The organism is Pseudocitrobacter sp. 73, from assembly GCF_008369545.1.
Lineage (GTDB): Bacteria > Pseudomonadota > Gammaproteobacteria > Enterobacterales > Enterobacteriaceae > Pseudocitrobacter > Pseudocitrobacter vendiensis.
Genome location: NZ_VTZO01000005.1, coordinates 13,562 through 31,434, shown reverse-complemented (window position 1 = coordinate 31,434; position 17,873 = coordinate 13,562). Strand labels below are relative to the sequence as shown.

The following is a 17,873-nucleotide window of genomic DNA, read 5'->3' as shown; positions in this document are numbered from 1 at the left end:
TTTCCCCTTTAGCGCGTCAGGCGCGCCAGTACGTTTTCAATGTCCTGCAAAGCCTGTCGGCAGCGAGCCAGACGGGCATCAAAGGCGGTAATTTCGCGGCCAAGCCGCTGCTGCTCTTCAAAGGTAGTCGCCTGTTGAAGCTGTTGCTCACGTGTCTGTTTCATCTCCAGCAGCCGGCGTTCAAACTCCTGAGTTTGCAGGCGCTTGCGCTGCCAGCGCGTTTGCGCAGGTGAGGCGCTATCCCATGCACGCAGTGTCCAGGCGTCACTTTCCCTACTGATTGCCTCAATTTGCGCAGCCAGGTGTTCGGCAAGCCAGGCCACTTGTGGAAGCTGCTTTTGCTCAACGGCGCGCTGCAACTCGCTGAAATTCTTTTGCGCTTCATTCAGGCACGCCTGTAGCGTAGTGCTTCGGGTGTGAAACAATTGCCTGTCAAAGCGGGGCGTCAGGGTGGCGTGCTGCGCCAGCGGCGCGATGCGCACTTGCAGTCGCGCAAGCTGGGCTTCCAGCGTTTGTAAAAGCTGCGCTATTTTCACGCCAATCTCCGTCGTATTTATTATCGACTATGCTACATTAGCCGCTGGTATTGATAACGATTCTCGCTATGCAACGCACTATTTTAATCATTATTGGCTGGCTGGCGGTAGCCCTTGGCACACTGGGCGTGGTTTTGCCGTTGCTGCCCACCACGCCGTTTATCCTGCTCGCCGCCTGGTGCTTCGCGCGCTCGTCGCCGCGTTTTCACCACTGGCTGCTTTATCGCTCATGGTTTGGTGGCTATTTGCGTCACTGGCAGAAGTATCGTGCCATGCCGCGCGGGGCAAAGCCTCGGGCTATTATCCTGATTCTGGTGACCTTCGCTATCTCCCTGTGGCTGGTGAAGATGATGTGGGTACGGATCCTGCTTTTAGTGATTCTGGCCTGTTTATTGATTTTCATGTGGCGAATCCCGGTGATTGATGCGGAACAACAAAAGCCGTAAAGCGCATTAATGGTGTTGCAATTCTTATCAGCAGTCAGTAAATTCGACCGTTTTCGAGCACAGGCGCGCCGGTCAAAAGTTAATCAAATGTAACTTTGACCCCTTTTGCACGCCTCGAGTAACATCGTTTTAAGCAGGCACAAACCTATGACCGCTACTGCACAGCAGCTTGAATTTCTGAAGAACAGCATTAAAAGCATTCACGACTATCCGAAGCCGGGCATTCTTTTCCGTGATGTCACCAGTTTACTGGAAGATCCGAAAGCCTACGCCCTCAGCATTGAACTGCTGGTGAATCGCTATAAAGATGCAGGTATCACTAAAGTCGTCGGTACCGAAGCGCGTGGATTTCTGTTTGGCGCACCGGTAGCCCTGGCGATGGGTGTAGGTTTTGTGCCGGTACGTAAGCCGGGTAAACTGCCGCGTGAAACTATCGCTGAAAGCTACGAGCTTGAGTACGGCACCGATCAGCTGGAAATTCATGTTGATGCCATTAAACCCGGCGATAAAGTGCTGGTGGTGGACGATCTGCTGGCGACCGGTGGCACCATTGAAGCGACCGTTAAACTGATTCGTCGTCTGGGCGGTGAAGTCACCGATGCAGCATTCATCATCAACCTGTTCGACCTCGGTGGTGAGCAGCGCCTGGAAAAACAGGGTATCACCAGCTACAGCCTGGTTTCCTTCCCGGGCCACTAAGCAAATCCCGATACTGAGCCTCGCCGTATTGGCGGGGCTGTGATAGCATTACCCCCCTCGTGAATCCACCTTCCAACGTCTCAGAGCCAGCCAATGAGTTATCAGGTCTTAGCCCGAAAATGGCGACCACAAACCTTCGCTGACGTCGTCGGCCAGGAACATGTGCTGACTGCACTGGCGAACGGCTTGTCGTTAGGGCGCATTCATCACGCCTATCTCTTTTCCGGCACCCGTGGCGTCGGTAAAACCTCTATCGCCCGTTTGCTGGCGAAGGGGCTGAACTGCGAAACCGGTGTTACCGCTACGCCCTGTGGTGTTTGCGATAACTGCCGTGAAATCGAAGAGGGGCGTTTTGTCGATTTAATCGAAATCGATGCCGCGTCGCGTACTAAAGTTGAAGACACGCGCGACCTGCTTGATAACGTCCAGTACGCACCGGCGCGTGGGCGTTTCAAAGTCTATCTGATCGATGAAGTGCACATGCTTTCCCGCCACAGCTTTAACGCGCTGTTAAAAACGCTGGAAGAGCCGCCTGCGCACGTCAAATTCTTGTTGGCAACCACCGACCCGCAAAAGCTGCCGGTCACCATTCTTTCTCGTTGCCTGCAATTCCACCTCAAAGCGCTGGATGTCGAACAAATTCGTCATCAGCTTGAGCACATTCTCGGTGAAGAGAAAATTGCTTTCGAGCCACGCGCGCTACAACTGCTCGCCCGTTCAGCAGACGGCAGCCTGCGTGATGCGTTAAGTCTGACGGATCAAGCCATTGCCAGCGGGGAAGGTCAACTGACCACCGCGTCGGTCAGCACCATGCTGGGCACGCTCGATGACGACCAGGCGCTTTCTTTAATTGAAGCGCTGGTCGCCGCCGATGGCGAACGTGTGATGGCACTGGTCAACGAGGCCGCACAACGCGGTATCGAGTGGGAAGCGCTGCTGGTTGAAATGCAAAGCTTGCTGCATCGCATTGCGATGGTTCAGTTGTCGCCGTCCGCGCTGGGCAGCGATATGGCCACGGTCGAGCAACGAATGCGTGATTTAGCGCGTACCGTACCGCCAACCGATGTTCAGCTCTACTATCAAACCCTGCTGATTGGCCGCAAGGAACTGCCTTACGCGCCCGATCGCCGGATGGGTATTGAAATGACGTTGTTGCGCGCGCTGGCCTTCCACCCGCGTATGCCACTGCCGGAGCCAGAAGTGCCCCAGCACAACTTCGCGCCGCAGGCCGCGACGGCGATGATGACGCCACCGCCGGTTCAGTCGCAGACAGCGCCTGCGCCACGCGGGCCGGATGTACCGCTACCTGAATCGACGAATCAGGTGTTGGCTGCTCGCCGTCAGCTTCAGCAGGGTAATGCAGGAGCGCCCAAACTAAAAAAGAGTGAACCGGCAGCCGCTTCCCGCGCGCGGCCGGTGAATAACGCTGCGCTGGAAAGACTGGCTTCGGTAACGGAACGCGTTTCTTCGCGTCCTGCGCCGTCGGCACTCGAGAAAGCACCGGCGAAAAAAGAAGCCTATCGCTGGAAATCCACGATGGTGGCCCAAGAGGTCAAAGTGGAGGTTGCAACGCCGAAAGCGTTGAAGAAAGCGCTGGAGCATGAAAAAACGCCGGAACTGGCCGCAAAACTGGCCGCTGAAGCCATCGAGCGCGACGAATGGGCCGCGCAGGTGAGCCAGCTGGCGCTGCCGAAGCTGGTTGAGCAGGTGGCGCTGAATGCGTGGAAAGAGCAAAGCGGCAATACGGTTTGCCTGCATCTGCGACCCACCCAGCGGCATCTGAACTCGCCGGGCGCGCAGCAAAAACTGGCCGAGGCACTGAGCACTTTAAACGGCGCACCCGTTGAATTGACTATCATTGAAGATGATAATTCAACCCAGCGAACGCCGCTTGAGTGGCGTCAGGCCATTTATGAAGAGAAACTCGCGCAAGCGCGTGAGGCGATAATCGCGGATAACAACATTCAGACTCTGCGTCGATTCTTCGATGCGGACCTGGACGAAGAGAGTATCCGCCCCATTTGATCGTGAGCCTGGCTTATGGTCGTCACCCTTGAATGAAAGAGAGAAGCCTATGTTTGGTAAAGGCGGTCTGGGTAACCTGATGAAACAGGCCCAGCAGATGCAAGAAAAAATGCAGCAGATGCAGGAAGAAATCGCGAAACTGGAAGTGACCGGTGAATCCGGCGCAGGTCTGGTAAAAGTGACCATCAACGGCGCGCACAACTGCCGTCGCGTGGAAATCGATCCAAGCCTGTTGGAAGATGACAAAGACATGCTGGAAGATCTGGTTGCTGCGGCATTCAACGATGCGGCGCGTCGCATTGATGAAACCCAGAAAGAGAAAATGGCCTCCGTGTCCTCCGGTATGCAACTGCCGCCGGGTATGAAGCTGCCGTTCTGATGCAAACCAGCCCGCTGTTAACTCAGCTAATGGAAGCACTGCGCTGCCTGCCGGGCGTTGGCCCTAAGTCGGCTCAGCGTATGGCGTTTACGCTGCTGCAGCGCGACCGCAGCGGCGGAATGCGTCTGGCGCAGTCACTGACCCGCGCCATGTCGGAAATCGGCCACTGTGCCGATTGCCGCACCTTCACCGAGCAGGAAGTGTGCAACATCTGTTCGAACCCGCGTCGCCAGGAAAACGGCCAAATTTGTGTGGTGGAGAGTCCTGCGGACATCTACGCTATTGAGCAAACCGGGCAGTATTCTGGCCGCTACTTCGTATTGATGGGTCACCTGTCTCCGCTCGACGGCATTGGGCCCGATGATATTGGCCTCGATCGCCTGGAGCAGCGTCTGGAAACGGAATCGCTCAGTGAAGTTATCCTCGCCACCAACCCGACGGTGGAAGGGGAGGCGACCGCTAACTACATCGCTGAGATTTGCGCTCAGCACGGTGTGGAAGCCAGCCGCATCGCCCACGGCGTGCCCGTCGGTGGTGAGCTGGAGATGGTCGATGGCACCACGCTGTCGCACTCGCTCGCGGGTCGCCATAAGATTCGTTTTTAATCAAACGAGAGCAGGATTTTCTGCTCTCGCTTGAAATTTTCCCCCGCTATCCCCATTTCCCTCTCAACGCATTTTTTACCTTGTAATTGGCATTGAGGTATTTTCGACATGAAAGGACAAGAAACTCGTGGTTTTCAGTCTGAAGTGAAACAGCTTCTGCACCTGATGATCCATTCCCTGTATTCCAATAAAGAAATTTTCCTGCGTGAGCTTATCTCTAACGCCTCGGATGCGGCAGACAAGCTGCGTTTCCGTGCGCTCTCCAACCCGGACCTGTACGAAGGTGACGGCGAGCTGCGCGTGCGTGTTTCCTTCGATAAAGATAAGCGTACGTTGACCATTGCCGATAACGGTATTGGTATGAACCGTGATGACGTTATTGACCATCTGGGGACTATCGCCAAATCCGGAACCAAAGCGTTCCTCGAATCGATGGGCTCTGACCAGGCGAAAGACAGCCAACTGATTGGTCAGTTTGGCGTGGGCTTCTACTCGGCGTTTATTGTTGCCGATAAAGTGACTGTACGCACCCGCGCGGCGGGCGACGCGGCAGAAAACGGTGTGTTCTGGGAATCAGAAGGTGAAGGAGATTACACCGTTGCCGACATCACCAAAGCCGATCGCGGCACCGAAATTACTCTGCATCTGCGCGAAGGCGAAGATGAATTCCTTGATGACTGGCGCGTGCGCTCTGTCATCAGCAAATACTCCGACCATATCGCACTGCCGGTTGAGATTGAAAAACGGGAAGAAAAAGACGGCGAAACCGTTATCTCCTGGGAAAAAATCAACAAAGCACAGGCGCTGTGGACGCGTAATAAGTCTGAAATTAAAGACGAAGAATACACCGAGTTCTACAAACATATCGCCCATGACTTCACTGACCCGCTGACCTGGAGCCATAACCGTGTCGAAGGGAAGCAGGAGTACACCAGCCTGCTGTACATCCCGTCTCAGGCACCGTGGGATATGTGGAATCGCGACCATAAACATGGCCTGAAGCTGTACGTACAACGTGTGTTTATCATGGATGACGCCGAGCAATTCATGCCGAACTACCTGCGTTTTGTGCGTGGCCTGATAGATTCCAACGATCTGCCGCTGAACGTGTCCCGTGAAATCCTTCAGGACAGTGCGGTCACCCGCAGCCTGCGCGGTGCGCTGACCAAACGCGTCCTGCAAATGCTGGATAAACTGGCGAAAGACGACGCGGAAAAATATCAGACCTTCTGGAAACAGTTTGGCCTGGTGCTGAAAGAGGGCCCGGCGGAAGACAGTACGAATCAGGACGCGATTGCTAAACTGTTGCGTTTTGCCTCTACGCATACAGACTCTTCCGAGCAGACCGTTTCGCTGGCAGACTACGTTTCCCGCATGAAAGAAGGGCAGGAAAAGATTTACTACATCACTGCAGACAGCTACGCGGCGGCGAAAAGCAGCCCGCACCTGGAACTGCTGCGTAAGAAAGGTATCGAAGTTCTGCTGCTTTCTGACCGCATCGATGAGTGGATGATGAACTACCTGACCGAGTTCGACGGTAAACCGTTCCAGTCCGTGGCCAAAGCCGATGAATCCATCGACAAGCTGGCGGATGAAGTGGACGAAAGCGCGAAAGAAGCGGAAAAAGCGCTGACGCCGTTCGTCGAGCGCGTGAAAACCCTGCTGGGCGACCGCGTGAAAGAGGTACGTCTGACGCATCGTCTGACCGATACCCCGGCAATTGTCACCACCGACGCAGATGAAATGAGTACCCAGATGGCGAAACTGTTCGCTGCCGCGGGCCAGGCTGTGCCGGACGTGAAATACATCTTTGAACTGAACCCGGACCACGTACTGGTGAAACGCACAGCGGACACCCAGGATGAAGCCCAGTTTAAAGAGTGGGTTGAACTGCTGCTCGATCAGGCATTGTTCGCCGAGCGTGGGACGCTGGAAGATCCGAACCAGTTTATCCGCCGTATGAACCAGTTGCTGGTGTCGTAAACCTTTAACCCCTCACCCTAACCCTCTCCCGCAGGGAGAGGGGACCGATTGTGCCCATGGTGCATTCAGTGCCGGTTTTCTCCCTCTCCCTGTGGGAGAGGGCCGGGGTGAGGGCATCAAACCGCAGTTTTCCCCCCATTAACCGTTTCAGCCTTACCCCGCTTCCTTGAGCCAATGGCGCGTTGGTGGTATCGTTTAGCGCTTTTGAAAAATTTAGACAACCTTTGAGGGGATTTTCGCAATGCGTATCATTCTGCTTGGCGCTCCGGGCGCGGGTAAAGGAACTCAGGCTCAGTTCATCATGGAGAAGTACGGTATTCCGCAAATCTCCACCGGCGATATGCTGCGTGCAGCCGTGAAGTCCGGTTCTGAACTGGGTAAACAAGCCAAAGACATCATGGATGCTGGCAAGCTGGTTACCGACGAACTGGTTATCGCGCTGGTTAAAGAACGCATCTCCCAGGAAGATTGCCGTAACGGTTTCCTGCTGGACGGCTTCCCGCGCACTATTCCGCAGGCAGACGCCATGAAAGAAGCGGGCATCAACGTTGATTACGTTCTGGAATTCGATGTGCCGGACGAGCTGATTGTTGACCGTATTGTTGGCCGTCGCGTTCACGCGGCATCTGGCCGTGTTTATCACATCAAATTCAATCCGCCGAAAGTGGAAGGTAAAGATGATGTGACCGGCGAAGAACTGACCACCCGTAAAGACGATCAGGAAGAAACCGTGCGTAAACGTCTGGTGGAATATCATCAGATGACTGCGCCGCTGATTGGCTACTACTCTAAAGAAGCGCAGGCGGGTAACACCAAATACGCGAAAGTTGACGGTACCCAGGCCGTTGCTGCCGTTCGCGCAGAACTGGAAAAAATCCTCGGCTAAGGCCGTTTTGCCGGATGGCGGTGCACGTACCTTATCCGGCCTACAGTTTTTTGTAGGCCTGATAAGCGCAGCGCCATCAGGCAAATTCATCCGCGCTTTCCCGTAGGCCTGATAAGCGCAGCGCCATCAGGCAACTATCCGCACCACCTCTTACAGCAATTAGTTTTTCTTCTCCGCTTTTCCGCTACAATTATCAACGATTTGAATCAATGAGAGGCGGTAATGCGTTATAAAAAGACAGGAATTCTGCTGGTAAACCTCGGTACTCCCGATGCGCCAACCGCCGATGCGGTTAAACGCTATCTTCGGCAATTCCTCAGCGACCGACGCGTTGTCGACACCTCCCGCCTGTTATGGTGGCCGCTGTTACGCGGTGTGATCCTGCCTATCCGCTCACCGCGCGTGGCCAAACTCTATCAATCCGTGTGGATGGAAGAGGGCTCGCCGCTGATGGTGTATAGCCGCAGACAGCAAAAAGCGCTGGCTGAACGTCTGCCAGAAATGCCTGTTGCGCTGGGCATGAGCTATGGCACGCCGTCGCTGGAAAGCGCCGTTAATGATTTGCTGGCGCAGGATGTGGACCATATCGTGGTCCTGCCGCTGTATCCACAATACTCCTGCTCGACGGTCGCCGCCGTGTGGGATGAACTGGCGCGTATTCTGGGTAAAACCCGCGCCATTCCGGGCATCACGTTTATTCGCGATTACGCGACCGATCATGACTATATCAACGCGCTGGCAGGCACGGTGAAGGCCTCTTTTGCGCGCCACGGCGAACCGGATTTGTTGATGCTGTCCTATCACGGTATTCCGCAGCGCTACGCCAATGAAGGTGATGATTACCCGCAGCGCTGTCGCGATACCACGCGCGCGCTGGTTTCCGCGCTGGAAATCGACCCGGATAAAGTGATGATGACCTTCCAGTCGCGTTTTGGCCGTGAACCGTGGCTGACGCCCTATACGGATGAAACGCTGAAAATGCTGGGTGAGAAGGGCGTGAAACACATTCAGGTGATGTGCCCGGGCTTCTCCGCCGATTGTCTGGAGACGCTGGAAGAGATTGCGGTGCAAAACCGGGAAGTATTCCTTGAAGCCGGAGGGGTGAAATATGAATATATTCCGGCGCTGAACGATACACCGGAACATATTGATATGATGCAGGCGCTGGTTACGCCGCACTGCTAGCGAGCATGCAGTTGTTCGACAAAGAAAGCTGCGCCGTCCCGCAACGCCTGGTCGGCGGTTTTCATCATCCGCGAATAGTGTAAGAACGCATGCAGCACGCCGGGATACATGACATAACGGCTGGTCTGCTGATGCGCTTGTAGCGTTTGATGCAGCAGACGGCTGTCGTCAATCAGCGGATCGTATTCCGCCCCGGCGATAAAGCAGGGCGGCACGTCATGGGTGAGATCGTTATTGAACAGGCAGTACCACGGCGATTCTTTGTCCCGCTCATCCCGCAGATAAGCGTTTTCATAGGTCGCCAGATCCTCGCGTGTTAACCCATCCCAGCTTCCACCCATTAGCCGACGGCTTACCGAATCCTGTAAACCGTAGAGCCCGTACCACAACAGCGTGCTAATGACCTTTCCACAATGAATAGGGTGATCGCGTAGCCAGAGGGCGCTGGCGAGCGCCAGCATTGCACCTGCAGAATCGCCCGCGAATCCGATGTTTTCCATATTGATGTGATACGCCGTGTCACGGCGCTGAAAAAACTGGCAGACAGCGACCGTCTCTTCAATCGCCTGCGGGAACCGGGCTTCCGGCGATAAGGTATAGTCGATACCAATTACCGTACAGCCAGTATATTTCGCCAGCAGACGCATGATGCGGTCGTGCGTGTCGAGATTGCCGAGAATAAAGCCGCCGCCGTGCAGATAAAACAGTGTCGCCGGGCTTTCTGGCTGCGGTGAGTAAATCCGCGTGGCTACGGTGCTGAACGGCGTGGGAACCACACATTCGACGGTGGCCATCTCGGGCGCGCCCTCGTTCCAGAATTGTCGTTCGCGCGTGTAGTAATCGCGCTGAATTTCAAGCGTTGCATCGGCGGGCCAGGGCGGCAGGTCGGGCCGCTCAAATTGCATGACCTGCTGCATTTCTTCTGAGATTTTCTCCAGTACGGGGATCTTATTTTCCGCTTTCATCACGCGCTCCTTAGTATTCTCGCGCTATTGTAGAGTTCCCAACGCGGGAAACTGCGATCCCGCAGGCCGATATTGAACGCTGACCCGCACGACGTTCGTCGCATGCGGCTGGTGGAATGTGCTACCATTTCCCGCTCGGCTATCCACCAGTAAACAGAATCATGAAATTTCCCGGTAAACGTAAATCAAAACACTATTTTCCCGTTAACGCCCGCGATCCGCTGTTAAAACAAATTCAGCCGGAAAGCGAAAATGGCGTCTCCTGGGTGGTCGGTATCGACCAAACCCTGGTGGATATCGAAGCCAAAGTCGATGACGCGTTTATCCAGCGCTACGGCCTGAGCGCCGGGCATTCGCTGGTGATTGAAGATGATGTGGCGGAAGCGCTGTATCAGGAGCTGGTGCAGAATAACCTCATCACCCATCAGTTTGCCGGGGGAACCATCGGCAATACGATGCACAACTATTCGGTGCTGGCGGACGACCGCTCGGTACTGCTCGGCGTGATGTGCCGCAATGTAGAAATTGGTGGTTACGCGTACCGCTATCTTTGCAATACCTCCAGCCGTACCGATCTTAACTATTTACAGGGTGTCGATGGCCCAATTGGCCGCTGCTTTACGCTGATTAGCGAATCCGGCGAACGCACCTTCGCAATTAGCCCTGGCCACATGAATCAGCTGCGCCCGGAAAGCATCCCGGAAGCTGTCATTGCCGGGGCCTCTGCGCTGGTGCTGACGTCTTACCTGGTGCGCTGCAAGCCTGGTGAGCCGATGAAAGACGCCACCATGCAGGCGATTGCCTACGCGAAGAAATATAACGTTCCGGTCGTCCTGACGCTGGGCACTAAGTATGTGATTGCCGATAACCCGCAGTGGTGGCAGGAATTTCTCAAAGAGCATGTCTCGATTCTGGCAATGAATGAAGAAGAGGGGCTGGCGCTAACCGGGTTGGATGACCCGCTGCTGGCGTCGGATAAAGCGCTGGATTGGGTAGATCTGGTGCTCTGTACCGCCGGGCCGGTGGGGCTTTACATGGCGGGCTTTACTGAAAACGAGGCAAAACGGAAAACCCAGCATCCGCTGTTGCCGGGGGCTATTGCTGAATTCAACCAGTATGAATTCAGCCGTGCGGTGCGTTTTAAAGATTGCCAGGACCCGCTACGAGTGTACTCGCACATCGCGCCATACATGGGCGGCCCTGAAAAGATCATGAATACCAACGGCGCGGGAGACGGCGCACTGGCGGCGCTGCTGCACGATATCACCGCCAATAACTATCATCGTAATAACGTGCCGAATTCCAGTAAACACCAGCATCACTGGCTGACCTATTCGTCGCTGGCCCAGGTGTGTAAATATGCCAACCGGGTGAGTTATCAGGTGCTGAACCAGCATTCACCGCGCCTGACGCGCGGCCTGCCGGAAAGGGAAGATAGCCTCGAAGAGGCGTATTGGGAACGATAACGTCGTGTGTTGCCTGGTGGCGGTTCGCTTACCGGGCCTGGAACGCTTATGTGAGTTTGTAGGCCGGATAAGGCGCAGCCGCCATCCGGCACTCCAGTTTTAGCCTGTCACCGCCTCTTCAAGCGGCGGTTTCTCCAACAAGCCCAGCATGGTTTTCGCAATCTCACGCTCGCCCATCACCACCTGATTAGCGCCGCGCTCACTGATATACGCCACTTCATCGTCATAATGCGCGCGGGCGATAATCTCAATCCCCGGGCATTTCTCGCGCGCGGTAGCGACAATCTCACCGGCTTCGTAGCCGTTCGGAATGGTCAGCAGCAGCCAGCGCGCGCAGTCCAGATGCGCCAGGTTCATGATTTCCTCGTTTGCGGCGTTGCCCAGCACCGCGCGAATACCACGTTCGCGCAGTTCATCAACGCGCGTACGTGAGGTTTCAATCACCACCAGCGGAATGCCCTGGGCCATCAGTTTCTCGCCGAGCAGGCTACCGACGCGCCCATAGCCGACCAGCAACGCATGATTACAGATATCCACCGGGATCTGCTTCTCGTCTTCAATGGCTTCTTCAAGCGTTTGCTCTTCAAGCGTCTCGGTTTTCTCGAGATATTTTTCCAGCAGCGTAAAGAGAATCGGGTTGAGCATAATCGACAGGATCGCCCCTGCCAGTACCAGGTTCTGCCCGGCCTGCGGAAGGAGATCCAGCGCCATGCCGAGCCCTGCCAGGATGAAGGCGAATTCACCAATCTGCGCCAGGCTGGTGGCGATGGTTAACGCGGTGCGCTGTGAGTGTCCGAACATACGCACCAGGAAGAACGCTGCTAACGACTTACCGAAGACGATAATGGCAAGCGTACCCAGAACTGCCAGCGGTTGTTCAATCAGAATCATCGGGTCAAACAGCATACCGACAGAGACGAAGAACAACACAGCGAATGCGTCGCGCAGTGGCAGCGTATCGTGGGCCGCGCGGTGGCTCAATTCAGACTCGTTCAGCACCATCCCGGCGAAGAATGCGCCGAGTGCGAAGGAGACATCAAACAGCTCAACCGCACCGAAGGCGATACCCAGCGCCAGCGCGAGTACAGAAAGGGTAAAGAGCTCACGAGAACCGGTAGCGGCGCTGCGGGAGAGGATCCACGGCACCAGGCGACGGCCTACCAGCATCATAATGGCAATAAAGGCGACCACTTTGCCGATGGTTATCGACATATCCAGCGCCAGCGAAGCCAGGCCAACGTTGCCTTTCTCCATCATGCCTGCGACGGCAGGAAGCAGAACCAGCGTTAACACCATCACCAGGTCTTCAACAATCAACCAGCCGATGGCGATTTGCCCACGCTGGCTATCAATGAGTTGCCGTTCTTCCAGCGCGCGCAGCAGCACCACGGTACTGGCGGTAGAAAGACACAGGCCGAACACGATACCGGTCATCAACGACCAGCCGAGCAACGATGAAAGCGCCATACCCAGTAGTGTTGCTACTGCTATCTGTAAAATTGCACCGGGAATGGCGATGGCTTTTACCGCCATCAAATCTTTCAATGAGAAGTGCAGTCCGACGCCGAACATCAGCAGAATCACGCCCAGTTCTGCCAGTTCAGGTGCCAGTTGCGTATCGGCGACAAAACCCGGCGTGAATGGTCCGGCCAGGACGCCTGCTAATAAATAACCGACTAAAGGAGATATGCGTAATCTGTTGGCAATCATGCCAAGGAAAAATGCGAGAACAAGACCACCAACAATGGTGGTGATAAGCGGTGTGGCGTGATGCATTCCGTCTCCTTTCGTGTTGGTGCGTTGTTCCATTTTTGGCTCAGATGCGTGACATCATCCGGAAAACCAAAAAACCTTGTAATAGTTTATGACAAAATGGGTCATCATGTTTATGAATAAATGTTGAATTTTGATAAAAAAAGGAATTAATGATCGGAATAACCCCAAAAGTGGGATTGGCTGATGAATGGCAGGGGGAATGCCGCAATGGCTGGGGAACTGTGCAGCCAAAGTTTGACTTTGGCTGCGTGAAAATTACTGTTTTTGTCGGTTATCAGGCAGGAATATGGTCAACATCCCCAGAAGCGGCAGGAAAGCACAGATTTTATAGACCAGTTCGATGCTGGTATGGTCAGCAACCAGCCCCAGTACCGCAGCACCTAAGCCGCCCATGCCAAAGGCGAAACCGAAGAATAAACCGGAAACCATGCCAATTCGGCCAGGTAGAAGCTCCTGAGCATATACCAGAATCGCCGAAAATGCGGATGCGAGGATAAATCCAATGATCACCGTTAAAATCCCGGTCCATTCCAGCGATGCATAGGGTAAAACAAGGGTAAACGGTGCAACGCCGAGGATAGAGCCCCAAATAACATATTTACGCCCAATCTTATCGCCTACAGGCCCGCCAATCACGGTTCCCGCCGCTACCGCAAACAGGAAAGCAAAGAGGTGTATCTGCGCATTTTGGATGGATAAGCCAAACTTATGCATCAAATAAAAGGTGTAATAACTGCTGATGCTCGCCATGTAGAAGTATTTTGAAAAAATCAGCATCAGAAGTACGCAAACGGCCAGAATCACCTTGTTGCGCGGCAGCGGATTAATAATTGTGGCTTTAGGTTTACCTTTATTAATGCGGTGCTGTGCGGCATACCAGCGGCTGATTTGCGCAAGCACAACAATGGCCAGCAGCGCTGCCAGCACGAACCAGGCGACGTTGCCTTTACCGTACGGGGCAATGATCACCGCCGCCAGCAGTGGCCCTAAAGAGCTACCAAAGTTGCCACCGACCTGGAAAATTGACTGCGCCAGGCCATGACGCCCACCGGACGCCATACGTCCCACACGTGAAGATTCCGGGTGGAACACCGACGACCCGGTACCGACCAGCGCGGCGGCCAGCAGAACGGTATAGAAACTGCCTGCCAGTGCCAGCAGAATCAGGCCGCTTAGGGTAAAGCACATGCCGATAGGCAGCGACCACGGCATCGGACGCTTATCGGTCACATAGCCGACCACCGGTTGAAGCAGCGAGGAGGCGAGCTGGAAGGTGAGGGTAATCATCCCGATCTGTACGAAACTGAGTGAGAAGTCAGCCTGTAGCAGCGGGTAGATAGCCAGAATTAACGACTGAATCATGTCATTAAGCAGGTGAGAGAGGCTGATGGCCCCGAGAATTTTAAACGACGTGCGTGCCTGTTGCTGGGGCGCAGAGGAGCCGGACAGCCCAGGGCTGGTTTCACTGATTGCCATAGATTCCACTTATATTTGATGGTGCGATGTTGGAGATAATCGATGTTGTAATAGTTATCAGCCTAAGATACCTGTCTGCGACGTATGAAGGAAGTCTCATTTCTAAAATGAAATTCGACTATTCTTTCAGAGCGTTGTAATTTCGGCACTTGTCATTCAATCAGGGAGTGGATCATGAAATTTGTTCGACGGGGCATAGCGCTGGCAATGCTGGCCGCGCTGTCTTTGGCAAGCACAGGCGTTCAGGCCTGGGAAAAAGATAAAACCTATAAAATCACAATATTACATACTAACGATCATCACGGTCACTTTTGGCGCAGCGAATATGGCGAGTACGGTTTAGCCGCGCAAAAAACGCTGGTGGACGGCATTCGCAAAGAAGTCGCCGCGGAAGGGGGAAGCGTGCTTTTGCTCTCCGGCGGCGATATTAATACTGGCGTGCCGGAGTCGGATTTACAGGACGCAGAGCCCGATTTTCGTGGCATGAATCTGGTGGGTTATGACGCGATGGCGGTCGGTAACCATGAGTTTGATAACCCGATGAGCGTGCTGCGCCAGCAGGAAAAGTGGGCGAAGTTCCCGTTCCTGTCGGCCAACATTTATCAAAAGAGCACCGGCGAACGTCTGTTTAAACCGTGGGCAATATTTAAGCGCCAGGATCTCAAAATCGCCGTGCTTGGCCTGACGACCGACGATACTGCCCGTATCGGCAACCCGGAAAACTTTACGGATATTGAGTTCCGTAAGCCTGCCGACGAAGCGAAGCTGGTGATTCAGGAACTTCAGATGAATGAAAAACCTGATTTTATTATCGCCGCCACGCATATGGGCCACTACGACAACGGTAATCACGGTTCTAACGCGCCGGGCGATGTCGAGATGGCGCGCAGCCTGCCTGCCGGGGCGCTGGCGATGATTGTGGGTGGTCACTCACAAGATCCGGTTTGCATGGCGTCGGAGAATAAAAAGCAGGTCGACTATGTGCCGGGTACGCCATGTGCGCCGGATAAACAGAACGGCATCTGGATTGTGCAGGCCCATGAGTGGGGTAAATACGTTGGGCGTGCTGATTTTGAGTTCCGCAATGGCGAGCTCAAGCTGGTGCATTATCAGCTCATTCCGGTGAATCTGAAGAAGAAAGTGACTTACGATAACGGGCAAAGTGAGCGCGTACTTTACACGCCACAAATTCCGGAAAGCGCGCAGATGCTCTCGCTGCTGAGCCCGTTCCAGAATAAAGGCAAAGCGCAGCTCGGCGTCAAAATTGGTACGGTGAATGGTCATCTGGAAGGCGACCGCAGTAAAGTCCGTTTTGTGCAGACCAACCTGGCGCGCGTGATTCTCGCGGCGCAAATGGCGCGTACCGGCGCTGATTTCGCGGTGATGAGCGGCGGCGGTATTCGTGATTCTATCGAGGCAGGAGATATCACCTATAAAAGCGTGCTGAAAGTTCAACCGTTTGGCAACGTGGTGGTCTATGCCGATATGACCGGCAAAGAGGTGACGGATTACCTCACCGCCGTGGCGCAGAAAAAGCCCGATTCCGGCGCCTATCCGCAGTTTGCCAACGTCAGTTTTGTGGCAAAAGACGGCAAGCTGACAGACCTTAAAATCAAAGGCGAACCGATTGACCCTGCGAAAAACTACCGACTGGCGACGCTCAGTTTCAATGCCAGCGGCGGCGATGGTTATCCGCAGATTGATAAATTACCGGGCTATGTGAACACCGGGTTTATTGATGCGGAAGTGCTGAAGCAGTTTATCGAGCAGAACTCACCAATCGATGTGAATGCTTACGAACCGAAAGGGGAAGTGAGCTGGGAATAGGGGCCCTCACCCTAACCCTCTCCCGCAGGGAGAGGGGACGGATTGTGCTCAATGCAAATACGAACTCGGTTCTCTCCCTCTCCCTGCGGGAGAGGGCCGGGGTGAGGGGGAAGAGTAGCACTCAATCCCTGCGCGCAATATCCGCGAATTTTGCATCAAGGATCTTCGCCAGATCGCTCGCGGCGAGTTCAATATCCAGACCGCGCTTGCCGCCTGAAACATAGATAGTGGCAAAATCCTGTGCGGGTGCGTCAATTACCGTCGGCAGGCGTTTTTTCTGCCCCAGCGGGCTGATACCGCCAACCAGATACCCGGTTGTACGCTGCGCCACCATCGGGTCGGCCATATCGACTTTCTTCGCGCCCAGCGCCTTCGCGACTTTTTTCAAATCAAGCTGCCCGGCCACCGGCGTTACCGCCACGGCCAGATGTTTCATATCGCCATTTACGGCGACCAGTAACGTTTTGTAGACCTGGTCCGCATTCAGACCCAGTTTGCGCACCACTTCGTCACCAAAGTTGGTTTCGCTCGGATCGTGATCGTAGGCGTGAGTCTGAAAAGAAATTTTGTTTTTTTCGAGTAACTTAACGGCGGGAGTCATAATCATCCTTTCTTACTACTGAACAGACATGCCCTAAGCATACGCCTCTGGGCTGGCTAAAAAATAGTATTATCTTGCGCAATAGTAATGGAAGTGATGATGACTTTGAGCGACAATCAAAGGATCCGGAGTGCGAACTTCGGGATAATAATAATGATGAAATTCCTCTTTGACGGGCCAATAGAGATATTGGCCATTTTTTTATTTCAACATCTGCGGCAGGTTGCCTTCGCCATACAGATGCAGCGCGCCAACTGCCACCACATAGCGGCCCGGCGGCAGCGCCAGCAGCGTATCGCGCCACGCCTGATTACGCTGCACCATCAACACATCATACAGCGACTGGCTAAAGGTATTCGGCAGCGGGGAGTTTCTGTCGGTCGGCGGCTGTTCCAGCCACCAGCCAATCATGACCTGCAATAATCGCGCGTTGGTATGCCAGTGAGTGAGGGTGTCTTCCAGCAGCGCCAGCCCGTCATCCGGCAGTTGCAACAACAGTTCAATCTGACTTGATGCGCCTTCCAGCTCCTGAACAGGAAGGGAAGCCTGCCGCGCTGCCTGCAGGAGTTGATAATCAATCCCGTAATCCGGGCGCAGACCCAGCTTTTGCGCCTGTGTCGCCTGCATTACCATCGCAATTTGCCACAGTGGCTGGGTATCGAAACGCGCAAGCGGTAAGCCTTGCTCATCGGCCAGTTTTTCCAGCGCGGCAAGCTGCGTCGCCGTCAGGCGTTCGGCAAGGGGAGCACAAAGTGGAAGATTGTCGAAAGGCGCTTCATTACCGGAAATATCGGCCTCAACGATCAGCGCATCGGCCTGCTGTAGCTTCTTGACCAGCTTCGGCGGCAGCGGCGACATATCGCGCGTACCCATATGAATGCTGCCGACCAGGTGAAGCTCACGACCGCCGGGCAGGGAGATATCGATGGCGGGCCAGCTATAAGGGGCGCCTCGCAGCGCGTGCCACAAGCGTTTTAGTTGATTTAACAGACCCATACGCGCTCCCTTTGAGAAAGGT

General features: G+C 54.6%; 16 protein-coding genes and 1 other annotated feature. Of the genes, 10 read left to right on the top strand and 6 right to left on the bottom strand.

Annotated features, from left to right (window positions below; translation table 11 throughout):
- Positions 1–8: 8 nt before the first annotated feature.
- Entirely contained in the window at positions 9–536 is a 528-nt protein-coding gene (gene priC / locus F0Q32_RS04220; protein ID WP_149462099.1) for a primosomal replication protein N'', read from the bottom strand.
- 68 nt (positions 537–604) lie between these two features.
- Between priC and F0Q32_RS04215 the strand changes: the two genes are divergently transcribed.
- The 8 genes from F0Q32_RS04215 (at position 605) to hemH (ending at position 8,744) form a co-directional block, all read left to right on the top strand.
- Entirely contained in the window at positions 605–982 is a 378-nt protein-coding gene (locus F0Q32_RS04215; RefSeq protein ID WP_041686299.1) for a DUF454 family protein, read from the top strand.
- Positions 983–1,129: 147 nt separating this feature from the next.
- Positions 1,130–1,681, top strand: a complete 552-nt coding sequence (apt, locus tag F0Q32_RS04210) for an adenine phosphoribosyltransferase (protein ID WP_015965525.1) — start codon at positions 1,130–1,132, stop codon at positions 1,679–1,681.
- Between the two features lie 93 nt (positions 1,682–1,774).
- On the top strand, positions 1,775–3,706 hold the full coding sequence (gene dnaX / locus F0Q32_RS04205) for a DNA polymerase III subunit gamma/tau (RefSeq protein ID WP_149462098.1): 1,932 nt from the start codon (positions 1,775–1,777) through the stop codon (positions 3,704–3,706).
- Positions 3,040–3,103: a sequence feature (DnaX frameshifting element), on the top strand. Its footprint overlaps the gene before it by 64 nt.
- 49 nt (positions 3,707–3,755) lie before the next feature.
- On the top strand, positions 3,756–4,085 hold the full coding sequence (locus F0Q32_RS04200) for a YbaB/EbfC family nucleoid-associated protein (RefSeq protein ID WP_015965523.1): 330 nt from the start codon (positions 3,756–3,758) through the stop codon (positions 4,083–4,085).
- On the top strand, positions 4,085–4,690 hold the full coding sequence (gene recR / locus F0Q32_RS04195) for a recombination mediator RecR (RefSeq protein WP_149462097.1): 606 nt from the start codon (positions 4,085–4,087) through the stop codon (positions 4,688–4,690). Before F0Q32_RS04200 ends, recR begins: the two co-directional genes overlap by 1 nt.
- A 108-nt stretch (positions 4,691–4,798) precedes the next feature.
- Entirely contained in the window at positions 4,799–6,673 is a 1,875-nt protein-coding gene (htpG, locus tag F0Q32_RS04190) for a molecular chaperone HtpG (protein WP_149462096.1), read from the top strand.
- Positions 6,674–6,914: 241 nt separating this feature from the next.
- Complete coding sequence (adk, locus tag F0Q32_RS04185; RefSeq protein WP_149462095.1) at positions 6,915–7,559, top strand: adenylate kinase; 645 nt, start codon at positions 6,915–6,917, stop codon at positions 7,557–7,559.
- Between the two features lie 222 nt (positions 7,560–7,781).
- Positions 7,782–8,744, top strand: coding sequence for a ferrochelatase (gene hemH, locus F0Q32_RS04180; protein WP_149462094.1), 963 nt, complete (start codon positions 7,782–7,784; stop codon positions 8,742–8,744).
- Here hemH and aes read toward each other — a convergent pair.
- Positions 8,741–9,709, bottom strand: coding sequence for an acetyl esterase (gene aes, locus F0Q32_RS04175; RefSeq protein WP_149462093.1), 969 nt, complete (start codon positions 9,707–9,709; stop codon positions 8,741–8,743). The genes hemH and aes overlap by 4 nt on opposite strands.
- A gap of 161 nt (positions 9,710–9,870) precedes the next feature.
- Between aes and F0Q32_RS04170 the strand changes: the two genes are divergently transcribed.
- Positions 9,871–11,175 (top strand): inosine/guanosine kinase, encoded by a 1,305-nt coding sequence (locus F0Q32_RS04170; RefSeq protein WP_149462092.1) that lies wholly within the window; start codon positions 9,871–9,873, stop codon positions 11,173–11,175.
- Between the two features lie 99 nt (positions 11,176–11,274).
- Here the strand turns inward: F0Q32_RS04170 and ybaL are convergent, their stop codons facing one another.
- Complete coding sequence (ybaL, locus tag F0Q32_RS04165; protein WP_149462091.1) at positions 11,275–12,951, bottom strand: YbaL family putative K(+) efflux transporter; 1,677 nt, start codon at positions 12,949–12,951, stop codon at positions 11,275–11,277.
- A 255-nt stretch (positions 12,952–13,206) separates the two neighbouring features.
- Positions 13,207–14,427: an MFS transporter gene (locus F0Q32_RS04160; protein ID WP_149462090.1), complete on the bottom strand. Its 1,221-nt coding sequence runs from the start codon at positions 14,425–14,427 to the stop codon at positions 13,207–13,209.
- 174 nt (positions 14,428–14,601) lie between these two features.
- On the opposite strand from F0Q32_RS04160, the gene ushA reads away from it, so the two are divergent.
- A complete protein-coding gene (ushA, locus tag F0Q32_RS04155) occupies positions 14,602–16,254 on the top strand; it encodes a bifunctional UDP-sugar hydrolase/5'-nucleotidase UshA (protein ID WP_149462089.1) in 1,653 nt (550 codons plus the stop codon).
- Between the two features lie 121 nt (positions 16,255–16,375).
- On the opposite strand, the gene ybaK is transcribed toward ushA, so the two are convergent.
- A complete protein-coding gene (ybaK, locus tag F0Q32_RS04150) occupies positions 16,376–16,855 on the bottom strand; it encodes a Cys-tRNA(Pro)/Cys-tRNA(Cys) deacylase YbaK (RefSeq protein WP_149462088.1) in 480 nt (159 codons plus the stop codon).
- Positions 16,856–17,056: 201 nt separating this feature from the next.
- On the bottom strand, positions 17,057–17,851 hold the full coding sequence (locus F0Q32_RS04145) for a TraB/GumN family protein (protein WP_149462087.1): 795 nt from the start codon (positions 17,849–17,851) through the stop codon (positions 17,057–17,059).
- Positions 17,852–17,873: the final 22 nt, after the last annotated feature.

Excerpts from the sequence above, each read along its gene's own strand:
- F0Q32_RS04215 (WP_041686299.1), top strand. The coding sequence starts at position 605 with ATGCAACGCACTATTTTAATCATTATTGGCTGGCTGGCGGTAGCCCTT.
- apt (WP_015965525.1), top strand. The coding sequence starts at position 1,130 with ATGACCGCTACTGCACAGCAGCTTGAATTTCTGAAGAACAGCATTAAA.
- dnaX (WP_149462098.1), top strand. The coding sequence starts at position 1,775 with ATGAGTTATCAGGTCTTAGCCCGAAAATGGCGACCACAAACCTTCGCT.
- F0Q32_RS04200 (WP_015965523.1), top strand. The coding sequence starts at position 3,756 with ATGTTTGGTAAAGGCGGTCTGGGTAACCTGATGAAACAGGCCCAGCAG.
- recR (WP_149462097.1), top strand. The coding sequence starts at position 4,085 with ATGCAAACCAGCCCGCTGTTAACTCAGCTAATGGAAGCACTGCGCTGC.
- htpG (WP_149462096.1), top strand. The coding sequence starts at position 4,799 with ATGAAAGGACAAGAAACTCGTGGTTTTCAGTCTGAAGTGAAACAGCTT.
- adk (WP_149462095.1), top strand. The coding sequence starts at position 6,915 with ATGCGTATCATTCTGCTTGGCGCTCCGGGCGCGGGTAAAGGAACTCAG.
- hemH (WP_149462094.1), top strand. The coding sequence starts at position 7,782 with ATGCGTTATAAAAAGACAGGAATTCTGCTGGTAAACCTCGGTACTCCC.
- aes (WP_149462093.1), bottom strand. The coding sequence starts at position 9,709 with ATGAAAGCGGAAAATAAGATCCCCGTACTGGAGAAAATCTCAGAAGAA.
- F0Q32_RS04170 (WP_149462092.1), top strand. The coding sequence starts at position 9,871 with ATGAAATTTCCCGGTAAACGTAAATCAAAACACTATTTTCCCGTTAAC.
- ybaL (WP_149462091.1), bottom strand. The coding sequence starts at position 12,951 with ATGCATCACGCCACACCGCTTATCACCACCATTGTTGGTGGTCTTGTT.
- F0Q32_RS04160 (WP_149462090.1), bottom strand. The coding sequence starts at position 14,427 with ATGGCAATCAGTGAAACCAGCCCTGGGCTGTCCGGCTCCTCTGCGCCC.
- ushA (WP_149462089.1), top strand. The coding sequence starts at position 14,602 with ATGAAATTTGTTCGACGGGGCATAGCGCTGGCAATGCTGGCCGCGCTG.
- ybaK (WP_149462088.1), bottom strand. The coding sequence starts at position 16,855 with ATGACTCCCGCCGTTAAGTTACTCGAAAAAAACAAAATTTCTTTTCAG.
- F0Q32_RS04145 (WP_149462087.1), bottom strand. The coding sequence starts at position 17,851 with ATGGGTCTGTTAAATCAACTAAAACGCTTGTGGCACGCGCTGCGAGGC.